Genomic DNA, 18,988 nt, shown 5'->3' on the forward strand with positions numbered 1-18,988 from the left:
GCCGCTTCTAATTTAAATTCAGCACTAAATAATCGTCTTGTTCGTTTTGTCATGATGTCACCTATTCATGTTAAGAGGTGATGATATCACCTCTGAGTAGGTGGCCAAATTTAATGTACCACTACAAAAAGACCTTCTGCGTCTGAAGAATACCTCTGGAGCCATTTACTGCACTACAGAGTGGACGGTAGGTAACTCAAAAGTCGAAGGTAAGAAGATGACTGAACGAGGCATTAGGCTCACAGCTCGTGCATTCAATAATGAATGTGAAGCTGCCATCGCCAACTGTACATGGAAAAATGCTACCAAGATGGAGGAGCGAATCAATAAGGCCTTTGAAGCAATTAATAAGCTGAATGAGTCCAACATGATTATCATTTCAAATAAGTATCTGCAATTTAAAATTGAGGAACTTCGCCTGACTCACGAGTACAAAGAGAAGAAACAACGAGAGAAAGAAGAGCAGGCTGAAATTAAAGCTCAAATGCGTGAAGAAGCGAAGGTTGAAGCTGAGATTAAGAAAGCGGAACAAGAAGCCATCAAAGAAGAAGCTCGTTTTTCTAAAGCTCTTGTGATCGCCAGAAAACAGCTTGAGTCAGCGAATGATGAAGCTCGTAGTAAACTGGAAGAGCAGATTACACAACTACAGGCAGATCTTGAGGCTGCAGAGCAAAAACATCAACGAGCACAGAGTATGGCAGAGCAAACTAAGCAAGGTTACGTTTATATTATTAGTAATATTGGCTCGTTTGGAGAAAATGTTTATAAGATTGGTATGACCCGTCGACTCGAACCAATGGATAGAGTGAAGGAGTTAGGAGACGCTTCTGTACCATTCAGTTTTGATGTTCACGCTATGATTCACACTAATGACGCACCTTCTCTTGAGAAAGAGTTGCACCGTATATTCGATAATAATCGTCTGAACATGGTGAATCGCCGTAAAGAGTTTTTCCAAGTAGCGTTGTCTGATATCAAGCAAGCTGTTAAAAAATTCGATATTGATGATGCTGAATTCATTGAAACTGCTGTCGCGCAGGACTTTAATGAAACTAAAGCAATGCGTAAACAAGCTGAGTTAAAAGAAGCAATGGAACTTGGTGCTATCACAGATATAACTAAGACAAAGCAGCCTGAATTTGCCGAGTGTATTTGAAGATATAGAGGCATTGGTATCATCGAGCTAGCTAATACAGTTAGCTCAGTTTTGCCCCGAAATGTGTTAGCGGTTGAGAAGTGAGTCATTTTATCGCAATGTTTTTAGTATGTATCATAAGAAGAAAAAGTATACTAAAGAAACTCTTTATTAAGATCGCGTTGATGTATTATCGGTAGCAAGAAAGCGATACATAGAACATCGGTATATCATATTAGGAACTGTGAACCTGTTGATTAGATTCACTTGAATCCAGAGAAATAAACTGCCCAATAATCGTTTGAATAATGATGGCTATCTTGAAGAGCTGCACACTAGGTAATTTTAAATAACTAAAGAAGCAATTAAATGAAAATTTCAAAAATCAACGTCAAAAATTTTAAGAAGATACGTAATCTAGACTTGGATATTCCCGCAGATAACCGCGTGATCTGTTTTGTCGGAGAGAACGGAGCGAATAAATCATCTCTATTATCGGCGTTATATGCAAACTTACGTCAAACAAGCGGTGTCACTTCTCCGAGTGATGGGCAAGATCGTTATGTTGATAACTTAAACCATGTTTCTACATCAGTTAGTGCTGATGAGCGATTCTCATTGCTTTCGTTATCTTTATCAGAAAATGATGCTGTAATAAAGTCAGATAGGGCTATAGTACCTTCACTAGAGGACTTATCTGAAGAAAATAAGCAATTACTGAGAACTACATTTAATATCTTCTATAGCGAAGATATTAAATTCTTATTAGGGCAGAGTAATTTTCGTAATTTAGATTCTTATAACCCAGACCTTGTTCGTCAAAACGTTGTACTATTTAGACCGTTTAATAGAACAGAAACGCCTACTTGGGAAAGAGAAAGTCTGTCTGAAAATCAGGATGTTGTAGCAACGGGTCATAATATTATAGGTAAACGAAAATTCCCTATGCGTGTTGCTTCTGGAATTGAAAAAACAAACTCCTATTTTTTAGATGTTGTATTAGATCATCTGATAGACTCTTCGAATAATAGTGACACTACCTATTCGCTATTCAATAATTTCAGGGAAATACTGAGCACCATTGAGCCAGCTGCTAATGGTACTTTTGTTGTGCAAGAGTTCCCAAACAAATGTATCTCATTCCCAAATGTACCTGAATTAGCGTCATTATCTGCTGGTCAAAGCGATTGGTTTGTAACGGCTATCAATATATTGATACAGATGAAAGAACTTGCTAGAAACATTGCACCAGAGCTGATAAGAAATGTGGGCGGGATTGTTTTTATTGACGAGATGGACATGAATTACCACCCATCATTTCAAGAAAGAGTACTGCCTTGGTTCTTAGATTTCTTTCCTAATATCCAGTTTATCATTACTACTCACAGTCCATATCTCATTCGTTCGTTAGGGGAAAACTCTCTTGTAGTGAAATTGCCGTCAGGTGAGGTATTGGACGATGACTTCAGTTATTACGATATAAATGAGGTAGCTCTTAAAGTCTTCGGACAAGATCAAGGCTTTTCACCGATAGTAAAAGATAAGCTAGTTGAGTTAAAGCGAGCACTTAACGAAAGCAATAATGTAGTTGCTCGTGCTATTTACGACCAACTGATTACTAAATCAGAGTCATTAGATCGTGAGTTAAATAAAATTGTCATGACGGTTGCTGATGAAGAGTTTATTGGGGGATTGCAGTGAGATACATTAATCGAAACTCGATTCAAGTTCCTCAAAAGCTAGCAACTTTATATGCAAATCAAGCTGAGTTTGATAATGCAAAGCAAGCAATAGCGAATGGTACAGACATAAGAAAGGGTTTATATCGGCATGACAGTGTAAAACTGGCTTTAGAGACTCTTTATAAAGACGTTTGCTTCCTATGTCAGAAGAGTGTGAAAGATAACTATGATGTAGAGCACTTATTACCCTGGAGTAAACATTTTCCAGAGCGGGCTTACGACTGGGAAAATTTGCACCAATCATGCAAAGAATGTAATCAAAAAAAGAAGAGGCATACGTATAAAGAGCTTGATACGACCGATCATAATAAAGTTATCGATATTTTGTTGTTAGATCCTACAAGAGCACAAGTAGATCAATTTATCACATTTGACCCGTTTACATCTGAATCTGTTGTAACAGAGAGGGGAAATACTGTGCTTAAAGCCCAGACGACTACGCACTTTTTGAATAGTTCGGATTATGTATTAGCGCGTAAAGCTCATTGGGATGCTATTAGGGATATTTTTACGAGTGAAGAGTGGTTTGATGCATACAGAAAGTTGCGCAGCGAATATAGAAATCATAATGTTATCAACTTAAACTTCGCAGATGAGTTAGATTCTAAGGTCGGTTCTTTGTGTTACAGGATAGCAACAGGATTTTTAGGTCTTAACCGCCCATATAATATGTTTGTCGCAAGGGTCATGAATCAGAATATCAAAGTAAATCCTTATGCTATTAAACACTTTGCACAGCAGCATTGTGTAAATGTTGGTTCATTATTGCCAGCCCTAGTAGTTTAACTGAATGTGTTAATAACCTACGAATGCATGTTGTTTCGATACGCAGCCATGTGTTGCTTTTACAACCTTTAGGAATGTGTAACTTATTTTTGTCCACAAGCGAGTAAGCTATTCAGCTAACTCACCCAAAGCGATCCCTAAATTTAATAGATACAAAAAAGGATCTTATAAAAGATCCTTTTGCTGATTAATCTTTTGAATTAAAGATCTTATCAAAATTCTTTTGGTTCCAACCAACCATCACCTGATCACCAATCTTTAATACCGGAATACTTCGGGCACCAAGCGCTTGCAATTCTTTGCGGCCTCTTGGTTGCATGGCATCGGTTAAACGATATGGGATCTTCTTCGCATCAAGATAGCGTTGAGCATCTTTACAGTGTGGACACTGACTTTTTGTATATAGAACGACACGTTTCATACTGAGTTCTCATTGTTATATTAAGCCACAATCTTATCAGGAGTTTGAACACAAATAGAGGCAAGATCATCAATAAAATGCTCTAACGCTCGTTGTTCAATCTGACGAATTTGTTGCTGTTGCGACTCTGATAGCATGTGGTACATCGAAGCGGCACCAAAATCACCCACCAAAATATTCGCATCACGATCAAATAGCGTATTGTGCGCATACAGATCACCATGACACACCTTATTTTGATGAAGATGAGTAAAGACATCTCGCATCTGCTGCACGATTTTATCTATTTGCGTTTGCTCTAGTGAGAAATCGGCTGGAAAAGTATCTCGGGTGCAAGTTACTAGAGTAGGAGGCAAGCCCAGATTTTGATAATGGCTCGGGATTAAATCCATAATTAGAGCCAGATTATCAGGCTGCTGCACTTGAGCCAGAGATTTTACCAAGTTGGGATGAGAACCCGCCTTTAAGCACGCTTGCAGTTCATCATTTGGATAACCGTCACTGGTGACTTCACCTTTAAACACTTTCACTGCAACTTCATCGGGTAACTGATGTTCATTATGAGTCCAGGTCGCTTTCGAGATCACTCCAGATGCGCCTTGACCCAACACGTGATGCAGTTCTAATTGCGAAAAATCAACACAAGGTACAGTATCTAACTCTAGGTTATGCTGTGAAAACGGGTTGCCCGAGAACGCAAACCAAGCCAGCTTAGGTAAGTTTAATAACTGATCAGGACACTCAGTTAACTGATTTGCAGAGATGCGAACCAATTCTAATTCGTGACAGTGTAACATGCTCTGTGGTAATGAAGTGAGTTGGTTGCCAGCTAGCGCGAGCTTTTTCAGATGAACGCATTGGCCTAACGTGTCAGGCAACTGCTCAATATTATTGTCGGTTAAAATCAACCAACGTAATTTAGGAGGAAGCGAGTTTGCTGGCACTTCTTTAATGGCACAGCTTTTAAACCCAATCATCTCAAGGTTAGGGCAGCGACCAAGAACCTCTGGCAAGGTGGTAAATGGATTATTCGATGCAAAGACAATCTTTAATTTTGTTAATTGAGCAAACTCAGCAGGAAAAGCATTCAGTTGATTGCCTGATAGATCCAACACTTCTAACGTTTCGGCAAGATCTAAAATCTCCATTGGAAACTCAGTCAGTTGTTCTGAAATCTTTAAATGAGTAATACCGCGTAATTCACCGGCTTTAAGCTGAGCGAGAGTCTGCACCACAAAATCCTAATAACTAAAATTGAAGCGGTATTTTAGCCTAAGGGAAAGAAAATGTGATCGGTTTAACTAAATATAACTCAATGAGTAAGATATCGCTTGAGGGTAAAGCGAAAACCAAGACGATTTCCGCTTTAAGTAAAATGGCAGGAGAGGCATTACTGAGCCAGTTTTTGTGCGCTTAATTTTGCTCGAATAAACTCTGAGTGATCCAGATAAATCAATTCTGCTACTTGGCGGATCACCGCTTCTTCCATAGGATCAATTACACCGTCTGCATAGGCGACTTGCCACATAGCTTCAACCAATTCATAACGGGCTTCTTGCTCTAATGCGCGTAACTTATTAGTAAACTCATACAAAGAAACCGCATTTTCACTGCGCAGCTCACCTTCATTGAGTAGATGTTGTGCTTGCTGCTCGTCCACTTCCAGCAGTTTCGTTAATAGTTGTACTTTTGCTTGTTCTTCACGTGGATCTTTAGCATGGTCAGCATTAGCAACTTCACACAGTAAAGAGGCCATTGCTAAATTCATAGAGAGACTATCCATTGTCCCAGCATCGGTGCCATCGTTCATGACTTGGCGAAGTAGGGTGCGTAGCTTTGTAAACATATTTGCTCTCTGTTACTTATCTCTAGTTAATTAGAACGGTTATACAATCAAAAGTTCCTATTTATTCTTTATAGTTAGACACTATATCCATTTTCTACGATAGAAAAACAGCAACTGCAGCATAAACACAAACGCGAGTAAAATGCAGAAAATGGTAAAGGCTCGACCATCTTGTGCGCCCGGAATACCTCCTAAGTTTACGCCAAGCAAACCAGTTAGAAATCCTAATGGTAAGAATATGGTGGTGACCAAAGAGAGGAAATAAACACGCTGGTTTAAAGACTCCGACTGTAAACTCATTAACTCTTCTTGAGTCACATTCGCACGCTCGCGGATCGAGTTAAGATCATCGAGAACATGGCTAAGCTTATCGTTAACTTCGTGCAGTTTTTGACGATCCGTTAAGCTCAATAATGGCGTTTCTGTTGTCATCAATTTAGCAAGAGCATCACGTTGAGGGGCAACATAACGGCGGGTGTATACAGTTTGACGACGGATTACGGCAACATCACTGCGCAAATCAGGATCTGCTTTAGCAAGAATACGATCTTCAAGGTCGGTGACTTGATCATCTAAGACATCGATAAGGTTCATTTTATGACTAGCAAGATGATCACAAAGAGAAACAATAAAGCTGCCGGTATTTTTCGGACCAAAACCATCGCGGATATGATTAGCAATGCTTTGTAGAGAATCAATGTCGTGGTTTGAGGTTGTTACAATAAGATGCTTAGTAAAATAGCCTCGCACCGATGTCATATCATCTTCTTTTGGGCTGTCATTTAAATTGATGGCACGAAGAGCGAGGAACAACCCATCTTTAGAACGGTTGGCTCGGGGACGAATACGAGATGCAAGCAAAGAGTCCTTCTCAATATCAGGCAAGTCGCTATTTTTGATCCACTCTTGAGCATCGGGTGAGTTGTAGTTTAGATGCAGCCACAATAAGCCATCTTCATCATCCCAATCATTGATCTGTTCTAAGGTGAGCTGACTGTATTTTAATTTGCCGTTTAAAACGTAGCTATATACAAAGCAATTGGCCATGACACACTCCATCGATATCCATAAGCGTTACAGTTAATTTATCCAAAATAGCGAGAGGATATGCTTAATTATCATGACCTAAGCTTAACGTATCTCATGAATTATCATCCAGTGAAATATGAAATTAAGTTATATATTGCTGAATAAATCACCGTTGTCGTTTTGGTAACAGTCTTTTTCTAAACGAAATGCTTTCTCATCTCTCCAAGAAGTAAATCTGTGATAGAATTGGCAAAATTTAGAATTTAAATGACTCGCTATTTGCGCCCTAAATTTAGGGGATAGAGCATACTCAGTTTTGGCGAGTCAGTTCTCCGAAAATTGATATCAGGAATTCCATTGAGCCAGTCTAATCACTCTCAATCTAGCGCTTTGAATAATGAAAAGACGCTAAAGGCTGCGATAAAAGATTGCATGATGCGCGATCAGTTCCGCTTGCACAGACGTTTGCAAGGCGCAGCACGAATCAAAAATGACCAAGCCAAACACGCTGTTTTCGATGAAATTGCAACCGATATTGCAAAATCGATGAGTGTGGTTGAGCTGCGTCGTACTCAGCGTCCAACCGTAACGTACCCTGAATTATTGCCTGTTAGTCAGAAAAAAGACGATATTGCAGAAGCGATCAAACATAACCAAGTTGTGATTGTGGCGGGTGAAACAGGTTCAGGTAAAACCACTCAGCTTCCTAAAATTTGCTTAGAGTTAGGCCGTGGTGTGAAAGGTATGATTGGTCATACTCAGCCTCGTCGTCTTGCTGCCCGTTCTGTTGCTTCGCGTATTGCCGAAGAACTTGAATGTGAAATGGGCTCTTATGTGGGTTATAAGGTTCGTTTTAACGATCAAGTTTCTGACCGTAGCCAAATTAAGTTGATGACAGACGGTATCTTGCTGGCTGAAATTCAGCACGACCGTTACCTTAATCAGTACGACACCATTATTATCGATGAAGCGCACGAACGTAGCTTAAACATTGATTTTATTTTGGGTTACTTACGCGAGTTATTACCAAAGCGTCCTGATTTAAAAGTTATCATTACGTCGGCAACTATCGACCCAGAACGTTTCTCAAAGCATTTTAATAATGCGCCAATTATTGAAGTATCTGGTCGTACTTATCCGGTAGATGTACGTTACCGTCCGATTGTTGAAGACAGTGACGATACCGATCGCGATCAACTTGAAGCCATTTTTGATGCGGTTGATGAGCTGTGTGATGAAGGTCAGGGCGATATTCTGATCTTTATGAATGGTGAGCGTGAGATCCGTGATACTGCCGATGCGTTAGAGAAACGAAAACTGCGTGATACCGAAATTGTTCCGCTGTTTGCCCGTTTGTCGGCTGGTGAGCAAAACCGCGTATTCCAGCCTCATACGGGTCGTCGTATCGTTCTCTCAACCAACGTTGCAGAAACCTCGCTAACAGTACCGGGCATTAAGTATGTTATCGACCCAGGTACAGCACGTATTAGCCGTTACAGCTACCGTACTAAAGTTCAGCGTCTGCCAATTGAGCCGATTTCTCAGGCCAGTGCCAATCAGCGTAAAGGTCGTTGTGGTCGTGTGCAAGAGGGTATCTGTATTCGTCTTTACTCTGAAGAAGATTTCCTATCTCGCCCAGAGTTTACCGATCCAGAAATTCTGCGTACCAACCTAGCGTCTGTTATTTTGCAAATGACCGCAATTGGTTTGGGTGATATCCAGGCTTTCCCATTTGTTGAAGCGCCAGATAACCGCAATATTCAAGACGGTGTACGCTTATTGGAAGAGCTAGGTGCAATTAATGCAAATGCCAAAGATCCACGTAAGCGCTTAACGTCGGTTGGTCGCCAATTAGCCCGTTTACCTATTGACCCGCGTTTGGCTCGTATGGTGTTAGAAGCACCGAAAAATAATGCCTTACGTGAAGTAATGATCATTGCCTCTGCGTTGTCGATTCAAGACCCTCGTGAACGTCCGATGGAGAAACAGCAAGCGTCGGATGAAAAGCATCGTCGATTCTACGATAAAGAATCTGACTTTATGACGTTTGTGAACCTTTGGGATTACGTTCAAGAGCAGCAAAAGGCATTGTCGGGTAATCAATTCCGTAAGCAGTGTAAGAAAGATTACCTTAACTACTTACGCATCCGTGAGTGGCAAGATATTCACTTCCAAGTGCGCCAAGTGGTACGTGAACTGGAACTGCGTATTAATGACACTGAAGCTGGTTATGATGCTGTGCACATGTCGTTGCTATCGGGCTTGTTGTCGCATATTGGTATGAAAGATCAAGAGAAGAACGAATACCAAGGCGCTCGTAATGCCCGTTTCAATATCTTCCCTGGTTCTGGTATTTTCAAAAAACAGCCTAAGTGGGTTATGGTGGCTGAGCTGGTTGAAACCTCTCGTTTATGGGGTCGAATTGCCGCTAAAATTCAGCCTGAGTGGGTCGAGCCATTAGCACAACACCTATTAAAACGCAGTTATAGTGAACCGCATTGGGAGAAAAAATCTGCTGCTGTTCATGCGTTTGAAAAAGTGACGTTATACGGAATTCCGGTTGTTGCTAAACGCAAAGTTAACTACGGCCGTATTGATCCTACAATTTCCCGTGAGATCTTCATCCGTTCTGCACTGGTGGAAGGGGATTGGGATACCAAACATAAGTTCTTCCAACAAAACCGTAAGCTGTTACGTGAAGTGGAAGAGTTGGAACACAAATCTCGTCGTCGTGATATTTTGATCGATGATGAGCAGTTGTTTGAGTTCTACGATCAGCGTATTGATCTTTCGGTTGTGTCGGGTCGTCACTTCGATACTTGGTGGAAAAAAGCCTCGAAAGAGAACCCTGAGTTATTGAACTTTGAACGTGAAATGCTGTTCCGTAATGATGCAAGCCACGTTACCGATCTCGATTATCCAAACTTCTGGCATCAAGGTAACTTAAAACTGAAATTGAGCTATCAGTTTGAGCCAGGTGAAGATAACGATGGTGTGACCGTACATGTGCCGTTGGCGATTTTAAACCAAGTTGAGCCTGATGGTTTTGATTGGCAGATCCCAGGTCTTCGTCATGAGTTGGTGGTTGCTTTGATTAAATCACTACCAAAAACATTACGCCGTAACTTTGTGCCTGCGCCAAACTATGCCGATGCTTTCTTGTCTCGCACTAAAGTGATGGAAGCGCCATTACTCGACAGTATGGAAAAAGAGCTAAAACGCATTACTGGTGTGACGATTTTACGTGAAGACTGGAACCTCGATCAGATCCCAGATCACCTAAAAATTACTTTTAGAGCCGTTGATCATCGTAATCGTAAGCTCCGTGAGAACAAAGATCTGTACGAGCTAAAAGACAGCTTAAAAGAGAAAGTGCAGCAGACGTTGTCTCAAGTGGCTGATGATGATATCGAACAAGAAGGCTTAAAGACGTGGAGTTTTGGTACGTTGCCTGAGCGTTACCAGCAAAAACGAGGTGGCTTTGAGGTTCGCGCTTATCCAGCGATTGTTGATAATAACGATTCGGTTGGTATCAAGTTATTTGAAACCGAAGAAGAGCAGCATCGTGCTATGCAACAAGGTCAACGCCGTTTGATTTTGTTAAATATTCCATCACCAATTAAGTACTTGCACGATAACTTACCAAACAAATCGAAGTTAGGTTTGTACTTTAACCCTTATGGCCGCGTATTGGATCTGATTGATGACTGTATTGCTTGTGGTATCGATAAGCTGATTGAACAAAAGGGCGGTATTGTATGGCAACCTGAGGCGTTTGAGGCGCTAAAAGATTACGTACGTGCAGAGCTTGGCGATACTGTAGTAGAAATTGCTAAGCAAGTAGAAGAGATCCTCACAACAGCCTTTAACATTAATAAGCGTTTGAAAGGCCGAGTCGATCTGACTATGGCATTTGCATTATCTGATATTAAAGCGCAGCTTGAAGGGTTGATCTTTAAAGGCTTTGCAACTGAATGTGGTTGGAAACGTCTGCCTGATATCTTACGTTATATGCGTGCGATTGAGCGTCGTTTAGAAAAACTGCCAATCGATCCGAATAAAGACCGTGTTCATATTCTTAAAGTGGAATCTATGGTTAATGAGTACAAAGAGTTGCTCAATAAGATCCCGAAAGGACAGCCAATTCCAGAGAATGTGAAAGAGATCCGTTGGATGATTGAAGAGTTGCGTGTTTCATATTTTGCGCAGCAATTAGGTACGCCATATCCGATCTCAGATAAGCGTATTCGCAATGCAATTAATGAGTGTTAGGCGATAAATAGCCTTCTATTCTAGAAAATAAAACCGCCAATGTTGATGATTCAATATTGGCGGTTTTTTTATTAGGTGTGATATTTGATAGCTAGATTTTAGTGCCGAGACTAAAGATCTTCGCGTCCTAAAATCAGATTGGGGTCGGGGCAATTATCGAGGTAAAAGTCGAGCTGCTTGGGATCAACTACACCAGGATAGTCACTATGGTGTTTACCCATATCTTTTATTACTTGTAAATGTAGGTGAGGCGCCCAACCACCGTTCTCTTCTGGTGTTCCGATACTGGCAAAGGCTTCACCGGTTTTAATTGTTTGTCCGACCGATAACGCTTTTACACTTTCCCAGTGAAGGTGACCATATAAAGTATAAAATTTCTGGCCTTCAAGCTGGTGGCATAAAATAACCGTAGGGCCATAATCACCGTCATTATTATGATTTGCAACGCTGTGAACTTGAGCAGTGTAGGGCGCATAGATTGGTGTGAGCGCAGGCAGACCAAGATCAATCCCTATATGAACCGTACGGTGCTCTTGTCCGGCAAAATTATCGGTATCTTGGTAGATCAAACGTTGCTCATTGTAGCGCCCGATCACCACTTGAGCTTCTATTGCCACGGCCCGTTGTGCCATTTCATCAGAAAAGCTGTGTTGTTCGGTGACATGTTGCCAAATCTCACTACTTGGCGAGAGGTCAACAATCAGCGCTCGACCAAATTGCCGTTCTTTAGGAACAACAGGGTGAAAACGGTGATTTTTTAATAGATCATTGAGCATCAACCATCTCCTTATTCAGCATTTTTGGCACTAAGAAACTGGCCGCAATATAACCGATAACTGCAATCCAAGTGGGTAACATTAGACTTATATTAACCAATACTGCGGTTAAATATCCGGTCAAAGTCCAAGCTAAGCCTACCATAGCACTCGACATCGCCATTGCCCATCCTTGATCGATATCACTAGCGCGGTTAGATAGGCTGGTGATATAGAGAGGAAATGAAATTGCCACAAACGTTGCTGTAACCACCATAGCAATAGTATGAGTTAACGGTGTTGGGGTCAGTGCTAATGTAGCCATACCCAAAGCGGAAAATAAGAGAGTTATACGTAATGCTTTAGTCACACTCCAACGGCTGAGTATCCATTTAGGAAGGACTAAGAGCGCGATGATCATAACAATACCAATCGCAATCATGTAATTTTGATAGAAACTGCCACTGACTTCCAACTGCCATTTTTGGGGAAAGATAAAGGAGATATTTTGGAAATACAGACTCCAGCTAAATTGACCAAGAAAGACGATAGCAAGGCTCTTAATCAGACCCGATTGACTACGTTGTAATGGCGCCACAAAGGAGAGTGGATTATCAGAATCGGCTTTATGTTGCTTAGGTAGCCTTACGTTCTGCAATAACGCCAAGCAAATCAGCGCAATAAATAGACACGCATAAAAAGGGCCTTCTGCGCCATACATAGCGGTAAGTTTACTGCCAAGTGCGGGGCCAAACGACATAGCAGCGGTCATAACGACAGCGACCAAGCTCATCAGTGCCGCTTTATTTTTTCCTTCGCTGTTATCACTGAGAACCGCTTGCGCCATTGGTTGACTGGCCGAACCTAAGCTATTGATCATATTACCAGCAAAGAGCAAAACAACGGAACCTAGTGCAATGGCGTAAACGGGAAGAATAAAGCCGACTCCAGCGATAAGCAGACAGATTGCCATCATTATTTTTCGACCAAAGTGGTCTGCCAATCTGGCCAGTAGCGGGGTGAAAAACATCGAGATAAAAGGGGCCGCAGACATAACCGTTCCGAATAATTCTCGGCGCTGTTCTATTGGCATATTTTGCGCAATAGCTAAGGAGTGATCGGTAAGAAAGAGGCTGACATAAGCAGGAATTGTGATAAAAAATCCAGCAGAGCCTAAAAATATGATCAAATACAGGGTAAATAAGGAAAAGGGAGAGAACTTTGCCTCAATCGGTTGGGTTAAGCTATTCACATCAAGCCTCCATAGTAGAAGCTGAGTATTTTAATCAGGTATTAGTAATTGGCAAGAAATTATATATCCCCCAGCGATTTGAACTAAAAGCTGAGTGCTAGGGGATATACTGGTTTTATGGGAGTACAGCTAAGATCTATTTATTTTGAAGGCTTGTGTTTTGAAGATCTAAACGACTCCAACTGCGTTCAACCACCATAACTGCGATAGCTAAAAAGACAACATCTTTCACTAAGAAAAAGTTAGTCACTAAGATACCATCAGAGACTTTCCATGTATTGGGAGTCGTGAGTAGAAAACTTAATGTAACGACAAAAATTAGGCTAGCTGCTATACCTGAAATAAATCCAACTTTTGCGTTTTTGATGCCATAAATAAGACCTGCAGCCACAATAATTTCAGCACTGCCAACTAAGTTAGAAACTGTTTGAATGGAAAAGACTTGATATAACCAGCTCATTAAAAAGTGGTTTTTGACTAAAGGTTCAATCAATTTGGCTTCTGTTGGTGTGAACTTGTAAATTCCTATCCAGAAAAGCACCAGTACAATGCCAAATAAACCTATGTAGTAACCAATCGATTCTGTCGGTCTTGCTTGTTGTGATTTCAATTCCATGTTTTTTCTCCATTAATAATATTTGATAACCAAGACCAAGAGATGAGAAAAAATCTTTCATTAATAGGAAAGGCAAGTTGGAATATCTTATAATCAAAGTGCAGTTATTTTTGGTGCTTATTGAAAACAAAGGCTCGTACAATAACGAACCTTTATCATTTAATTGAATCTGATCTTGGTTTTATAAACAGTCAATATAAGGAGATCTGAAGTTAATTAAATTAGGAAACAACTCTAGTATTTGTTGATCCGATAAGCCAAACCAGCGGCACAAAGTTGCATGGACCTGATCTGCCGCTATGGTTGGTATCATGCGACCATTATTGTAATCATTTTCACTACCAGGTGTTAAATCAGGCCAGGTACCATAAGCTTTCTGCCCCTTAATTGCCCCTCCGAGAATCAGCTGATGTCCAGCCCATCCATGATCTGTACCTGACTCATTTGCCATTACGCGACGACCAAAATCAGACATGGTGACAGTAGTAACATTTTGTGTGACACCTTGTTGCTCTAAATCTTGCTGAAATAGTGCGAGAGCTTGAGCTAGTTGCTGTAACAAAGCGTGATGTGTTGGCTTTTGATTAAAATGAGTATCAAATCCACCGATCCCCACAAAGAAGACTTGACGCTGGTGGCCCAAACTTTGTCTTGCGCTAATCATCCTTGCAACCATTTGTAATTGCGTTGCAAGTTTAGAATCTGGATACACTATGCTAGAAGGGTGCGCATCAAGCACATTTTTAAGTTCAGTGTTTTCACTCACACTTTTTTTCATTGTATTGGCAAAGTGTTGTGTATAAACATTGTCATAGTCTGCTTTAAAATGAGCAAAATACTCATCCAATCTTACTGAGTCATGCCATGAACTGTATTGTCCAACACCTTGGCTACTTATAACGGTTTGACTCAGATTTTTTGCGCTATTAAAACGTCTTTGAGAGTTAAGCGAGATAAGGGGAGAAATTGAGGTATTGTTAGCTAGCATATCCATCATTCTACCAGCCCACCCGAGTGAATTATTGTAATTTGTCGCCCCTGTTTGCCACATATCTTGCTGCATATTATGCGCCATCAAAAATTCTGGAAGCGGTGATAATCCAGCAGCAATCGTTGAGCGGGTTGCAGGTGTTAGTAACTGACCTGTATTGAGCAATACTGAAGCTTGGCCAGATTCAAATAAAGGGAGTAAATCGGACATCGCACTGTGAATACCCAAGCTAATTTGATTTTCACTGTGTAATGATAAAGGTAAAATTTCTGATTGAGTTAAACCAAGAGCAGGTCGAGCTGATAAATAGCTCTGATACGCATCAGGAGATGTTGGCACAATCATATTATAGGCATCATTACCGCCATATAAAAACACCACAACAAGTGCTTTATAGTCGGAGATACTAGAGCTTGCTAAGGCAATATTTGGTAATACCGATGCTGATGTTGCGGATACGGCGGCGGCACTTTGCAAAAATCGACGGCGAGAAATCTTCATGCTAAAGCCTCCTGAGTAAAGAATTCTGGTGCTGTAAAGGCAATATATAAGGTTGTTTTTACTCGACGTAGGTCTTGCTTTAGAGGGATGTGCAAAGTGAGTGCCTCTACTATTTGCTGATGTACACGAGCAGGCATCAAGCCTAAAAAGATGCGTTCATTGATAAGTTGAGTATAAGCATCAGGATCTTGATGTACGGCTAAAAATGGAGTGATGTCATAACGCCATTGAGTACTCTTCTTATTTTTGTGTGACTCAATATTTTGTACGATTTTGTTATGGATCATCTGCATTTGATATGTCGTTAATAAACTAGCCTCTGGTGATGTTAATCCACGTTCTTCTAGAATTCCTTGCGGCGCAAAATCGGGCAAATAGAAATTAAATACGGTTTCTGAATTTAAAGGAGATTGGCCTAAGGTTCGAGATGAGGACATAAAATCTCGCCAATAATCACCAATCGTTGACATACCCAGTGCTTTTGCTTGATTAGTAATCATTAATATAGGTTCTTTAATTAACCCAAAATGATTATGTTGCTGCAGGGTTGATTGGTTGCCTTGAGAGCCAATGCTATTGAGAGCATCTTCGTCGGTTAATATAGCGAAGAGCGTTGCTTTTAAATCGCCCCGAACACCCATACCGTTATTTATAAAGGTTTGTGCCACGCGTTCAATATATTCTGGACGTGGGTTACTGGTTACAAAACGTTTAATTAATAAATTAGCGATAAAAGGAGGGGTATTTGGGTGGTTGAATAGTACTTCAATGGCCTGCTCAAGATCTTGCTGCGTATTTTGCCCAGCAGGGAATGTTTGCCCTAAAACGACTTTTTCATCGTAGTCATGGAATTTTTCTTTTCCATACATCGGAACATGTAAACTACCACCAGTCCAGCCAGTTAATACTCTGGCTAATTCTTGTACATCATCTTGTTGATAGGTTGGTATTTTTTGCCCATTACTATCAAGCAGAGCTTCACCGCGATTGTTTAAACGCCATAAACCAAGAGTAAACAGCTGCATAACCTCTCGAGCATAATTCTCATCAGGGAAGCTATTTTTCTTTGGGTTTGCCTTTCGACTTCCCCTTAGTGTGAGATATCTGCCCATCATTGGATTTGTCGTAACATCCCTTAACAGATCTTTGAAATTGCCTAAGCTGTGCTGAACAAGAAGATCATAATAAGCGGCGATTTCATCATGGCGATTACCAAGACCTTGTTGTGATATCACCAATATTTGACTTAGAGCATAAGCCATTCTTTGGCGAAGTTGATCGGGCGCCGTAAGTGCATGTTGGTACCAAGCTCCAGTACGGATTGTACTATTGGGTTTATCTAAATTAGCTAGAGCTGTTGCTTGCTGTATAACTGGAAGATGATAAGAAGGGGGGCGTTGACTTTGTTCCTCAAACCATTGCTGGACTCCAATGGTTTGTAGATGCGTCACATCATCAAGAGTTGAACCAAATGTTGCGCGATAGAGAAACGCGACATTTTGACTTTTACTTAAATACAATGAATGTACTGACATAGAGATAACCTAAGCTAAATTTATTATTTTTTATAAAATTAGATGCATATTTTTAATTTGCCAATTAATCCGTGCATCCGATACGGAAATAGCGGATGAGGAAAATAGCAACTTATTGATAGGATTAGCAATATTAAGAATTTGATCTTGAGTCAAAAAAGAGAACTCTTATATAAAATAAGTCGGACCTTCTGGTTGAAAGCTTTTATAGCGTTCGATCTTTTATTACATAAAATGTTTAGAGTTGTAATCTTGATTAATAACTAACACACGGGAATAGAATCGAGAAAACATCCTCAAAAATGATGTTTTTTTATACGGTGATGGTTTTTGATACTGTTTTTTATAACTTACTGAAATGTTGAGAAAAATGCTCATTAAATTAACGTATATTGTAAAAAATGTTGAAATATAAAGAAAAATTTAACTGGTTTTCTTAGGTTTTTGCTGATAATGTGCTGCCCCTCACACACCAAGTGAGATTATTATGCATTCTACTGCTTGCCGTGCTGGCATTAAAAAAGCACCTCAAGTTGATACAAAATTAGTTCCAATTCTAACGATTGGATTCATAGCTCTATTTCTAATCGCGGCACTCGTTGATCTATCGAGTTTCACAGCCTTAATTCAATCAGGCTTTGAATCTGCGGCGAACGAATTTGGCACCAGCTGGCAATGGCTGATGCTGATTAACTTCATTATTGCTATTTTGGTTGCTCTAAGCCCGATGGGGAAAAAAGTAATGGGTGACCAAGCCAAACCAACCATCGGTACTTTCCGTTGGCTTGCGATGATCATGTGCACACTGCTTGCTGGTGGTGGAGTATTTTGGTCAGCAGCAGAACCTATTTACCACTTCATTACACCTCCTCCAAGTTTTGGCGGAATCGAAGGTGCAACACAAGCGGCTGTTGAGCCAGCACTAAGTCAGGCATTCCTACACTGGGGATTCTTAGCATGGGCGGTACTTGGAACACTTTCAACCATCATTCTTATGTACGCACACCACGAGCATGGGGTTAAGTTACGCCCTCGTGCATTGCTTTTCCCTATCTTTGGTAAGCGCTTAGAAAACCATTGGTTAGGCAGCGTTATTGATGCATGTTCAATCATTGCTGTTGCTGCAGGTACTATTGGTCCTATTGGTTTCCTTGCTTCACAACTTGGTTACAGCTTAGAAGTATTAACCGGGCTTGAAAATAACGTTCAGTCTCAGTTGGTGATTCTTGCTATTGTTGTTGCTGTGTATTCACTGTCTGCGGCATCTGGAATGGATAAAGGATTACAGTGGTTATCTCGCCTTAATGTAGTAGGGGCTTTTGGTCTACTATTAGCCATGTTGCTGCTTGGTCCAACTCAATTTATTTTAAAAGAGTTTGGTTATGCCTTTGGTGATTACCTTGGTCATATTTCTTCTTTGAGTTTGGCCGATAGCAAACCCGCGTGGAATGTATGGTGGACATGGTTCTTCTGGGGATGGTTTATTGGTTTTGCTCCAATGATGGCTATCTTTATTGCTCGTATCTCTGAAGGTCGTAGTATCCGAGGCTTAGTCTTCGCGGTTGCAATTGGTGCGCCGATAGCGACCAACTTCTGGTTCTCTGTTTTGGGTGGTACGGGTATTTTCCTTGAGCTTAACGATCCTGGTGTCATTTCTGGTCCATTAAATGATGCTGGTCTACCTGCTGTGTTGTTAGCGTCACTGGCTCAATTACCTTTAAGTTCTATTTTATTACCGGCATTTTTGGTTCTAACAACGACATTCGTTGTAACCACCGGTGATTCTATGGCGTACTCCATTGCGATGGTTGTTTCTGGTGATAATGAGCCAAGTTCAAAGCACCGTTTGTTCTGGGCGATTACTATGGGCTGTGTTGCCGCTGTTCTGTTACTAGCGGGTGATGGTGGCTTAAATGCGCTGCAATCATTTATTGTTATTACAGCAGTGCCTGTGTCTATCTTGGTTGCCTTTACCTTAGTCAGTGGACCGCTTGCAGCTTATCGAATGACTTGTGCTAAAACTGCAGAAATAACCGCCTAACATATTCTGAATATTTAAAGCTGCTTTAATTTTAAAGTTTGTTTTATGAAAAAGCCCCTTACTCAA

General features: G+C 40.7%; 13 protein-coding genes and 1 pseudogene. 5 read left to right on the plus strand and 9 right to left on the minus strand.

Translation table 11 applies throughout. The features are described from left to right. Positions 1 to 124: 124 nt before the first annotated feature. The 3 genes and pseudogenes from CTN07_RS18715 to CTN07_RS18725 form a co-directional block, all read left to right on the plus strand. Positions 125 to 1,156: pseudogene (locus tag CTN07_RS18715) on the plus strand (SNIPE associated domain-containing protein); the annotation flags it as partial. Between the two features lie 348 nt (positions 1,157 to 1,504). Continuing rightward, on the plus strand, positions 1,505 to 2,836 hold the full coding sequence (locus tag CTN07_RS18720; RefSeq protein WP_005299149.1) for an AAA family ATPase: 1,332 nt from the start codon (positions 1,505 to 1,507) through the stop codon (positions 2,834 to 2,836). Next, on the plus strand, positions 2,833 to 3,663 hold the full coding sequence (locus CTN07_RS18725) for an HNH endonuclease (protein WP_005299153.1): 831 nt from the start codon (positions 2,833 to 2,835) through the stop codon (positions 3,661 to 3,663). Before CTN07_RS18720 ends, CTN07_RS18725 begins: the two co-directional genes overlap by 4 nt. A gap of 187 nt (positions 3,664 to 3,850) precedes the next feature. On the opposite strand, the gene CTN07_RS18730 is transcribed toward CTN07_RS18725, so the two are convergent. The 4 genes from CTN07_RS18730 to CTN07_RS18745 all read right to left on the minus strand — a co-directional run bounded on the left by CTN07_RS18730 (position 3,851) and on the right by CTN07_RS18745 (position 6,977). Further along, positions 3,851 to 4,084, minus strand: a complete 234-nt coding sequence (locus CTN07_RS18730; protein WP_036763756.1) for a glutaredoxin family protein — start codon at positions 4,082 to 4,084, stop codon at positions 3,851 to 3,853. A gap of 20 nt (positions 4,085 to 4,104) precedes the next feature. After that, complete coding sequence (locus tag CTN07_RS18735; RefSeq protein WP_005299155.1) at positions 4,105 to 5,316, minus strand: leucine-rich repeat-containing protein kinase family protein; 1,212 nt, start codon at positions 5,314 to 5,316, stop codon at positions 4,105 to 4,107. A 158-nt stretch (positions 5,317 to 5,474) separates the two neighbouring features. Continuing rightward, positions 5,475 to 5,930, minus strand: coding sequence for a tellurite resistance TerB family protein (locus CTN07_RS18740; RefSeq protein ID WP_036763757.1), 456 nt, complete (start codon positions 5,928 to 5,930; stop codon positions 5,475 to 5,477). Between the two features lie 81 nt (positions 5,931 to 6,011). Then, positions 6,012 to 6,977: a zinc transporter ZntB gene (locus tag CTN07_RS18745; protein ID WP_005299159.1), complete on the minus strand. Its 966-nt coding sequence runs from the start codon at positions 6,975 to 6,977 to the stop codon at positions 6,012 to 6,014. Between the two features lie 372 nt (positions 6,978 to 7,349). On the opposite strand from CTN07_RS18745, the gene hrpA reads away from it, so the two are divergent. After that, positions 7,350 to 11,231, plus strand: a complete 3,882-nt coding sequence (gene hrpA, locus CTN07_RS18750) for an ATP-dependent RNA helicase HrpA (protein ID WP_417568652.1) — start codon at positions 7,350 to 7,352, stop codon at positions 11,229 to 11,231. A 110-nt stretch (positions 11,232 to 11,341) separates the two neighbouring features. On the opposite strand, the gene CTN07_RS18755 is transcribed toward hrpA, so the two are convergent. The 5 genes from CTN07_RS18755 to CTN07_RS18775 all read right to left on the minus strand — a co-directional run bounded on the left by CTN07_RS18755 (position 11,342) and on the right by CTN07_RS18775 (position 16,881). Further along, the gene (locus CTN07_RS18755; protein WP_005299164.1) at positions 11,342 to 12,007 is read right to left on the minus strand and encodes a peptidoglycan DD-metalloendopeptidase family protein; all 666 of its coding nucleotides are present in this window, start codon (positions 12,005 to 12,007) and stop codon (positions 11,342 to 11,344) included. After that, complete coding sequence (locus CTN07_RS18760) at positions 11,997 to 13,238, minus strand: MFS transporter (protein WP_005299166.1); 1,242 nt, start codon at positions 13,236 to 13,238, stop codon at positions 11,997 to 11,999. Before CTN07_RS18760 ends, CTN07_RS18755 begins: the two co-directional genes overlap by 11 nt. A 136-nt stretch (positions 13,239 to 13,374) precedes the next feature. Continuing rightward, positions 13,375 to 13,854, minus strand: coding sequence for a DUF417 family protein (locus tag CTN07_RS18765; protein WP_036763761.1), 480 nt, complete (start codon positions 13,852 to 13,854; stop codon positions 13,375 to 13,377). Positions 13,855 to 14,035: 181 nt separating this feature from the next. Beyond that, on the minus strand, positions 14,036 to 15,346 hold the full coding sequence (locus CTN07_RS18770) for a DUF1501 domain-containing protein (protein ID WP_005299170.1): 1,311 nt from the start codon (positions 15,344 to 15,346) through the stop codon (positions 14,036 to 14,038). Next, positions 15,343 to 16,881: a DUF1800 domain-containing protein gene (locus tag CTN07_RS18775; protein WP_005299173.1), complete on the minus strand. Its 1,539-nt coding sequence runs from the start codon at positions 16,879 to 16,881 to the stop codon at positions 15,343 to 15,345. The genes CTN07_RS18770 and CTN07_RS18775 overlap by 4 nt, the downstream gene beginning before the upstream one ends. A gap of 487 nt (positions 16,882 to 17,368) precedes the next feature. Here CTN07_RS18775 and CTN07_RS18780 point away from each other — a divergent pair, with 487 nt between their 5' ends. Beyond that, positions 17,369 to 18,922 carry a BCCT family transporter gene (locus tag CTN07_RS18780; protein WP_005299177.1) on the plus strand — a complete coding sequence of 518 codons (1,554 nt, stop codon included), beginning with the start codon at positions 17,369 to 17,371 and terminating at the stop codon, positions 18,920 to 18,922. Positions 18,923 to 18,988 lie beyond the last annotated feature (66 nt).

The organism is Photobacterium damselae (assembly GCF_003026815.1).
GTDB classification, from domain to species: domain Bacteria; phylum Pseudomonadota; class Gammaproteobacteria; order Enterobacterales; family Vibrionaceae; genus Photobacterium; species Photobacterium damselae.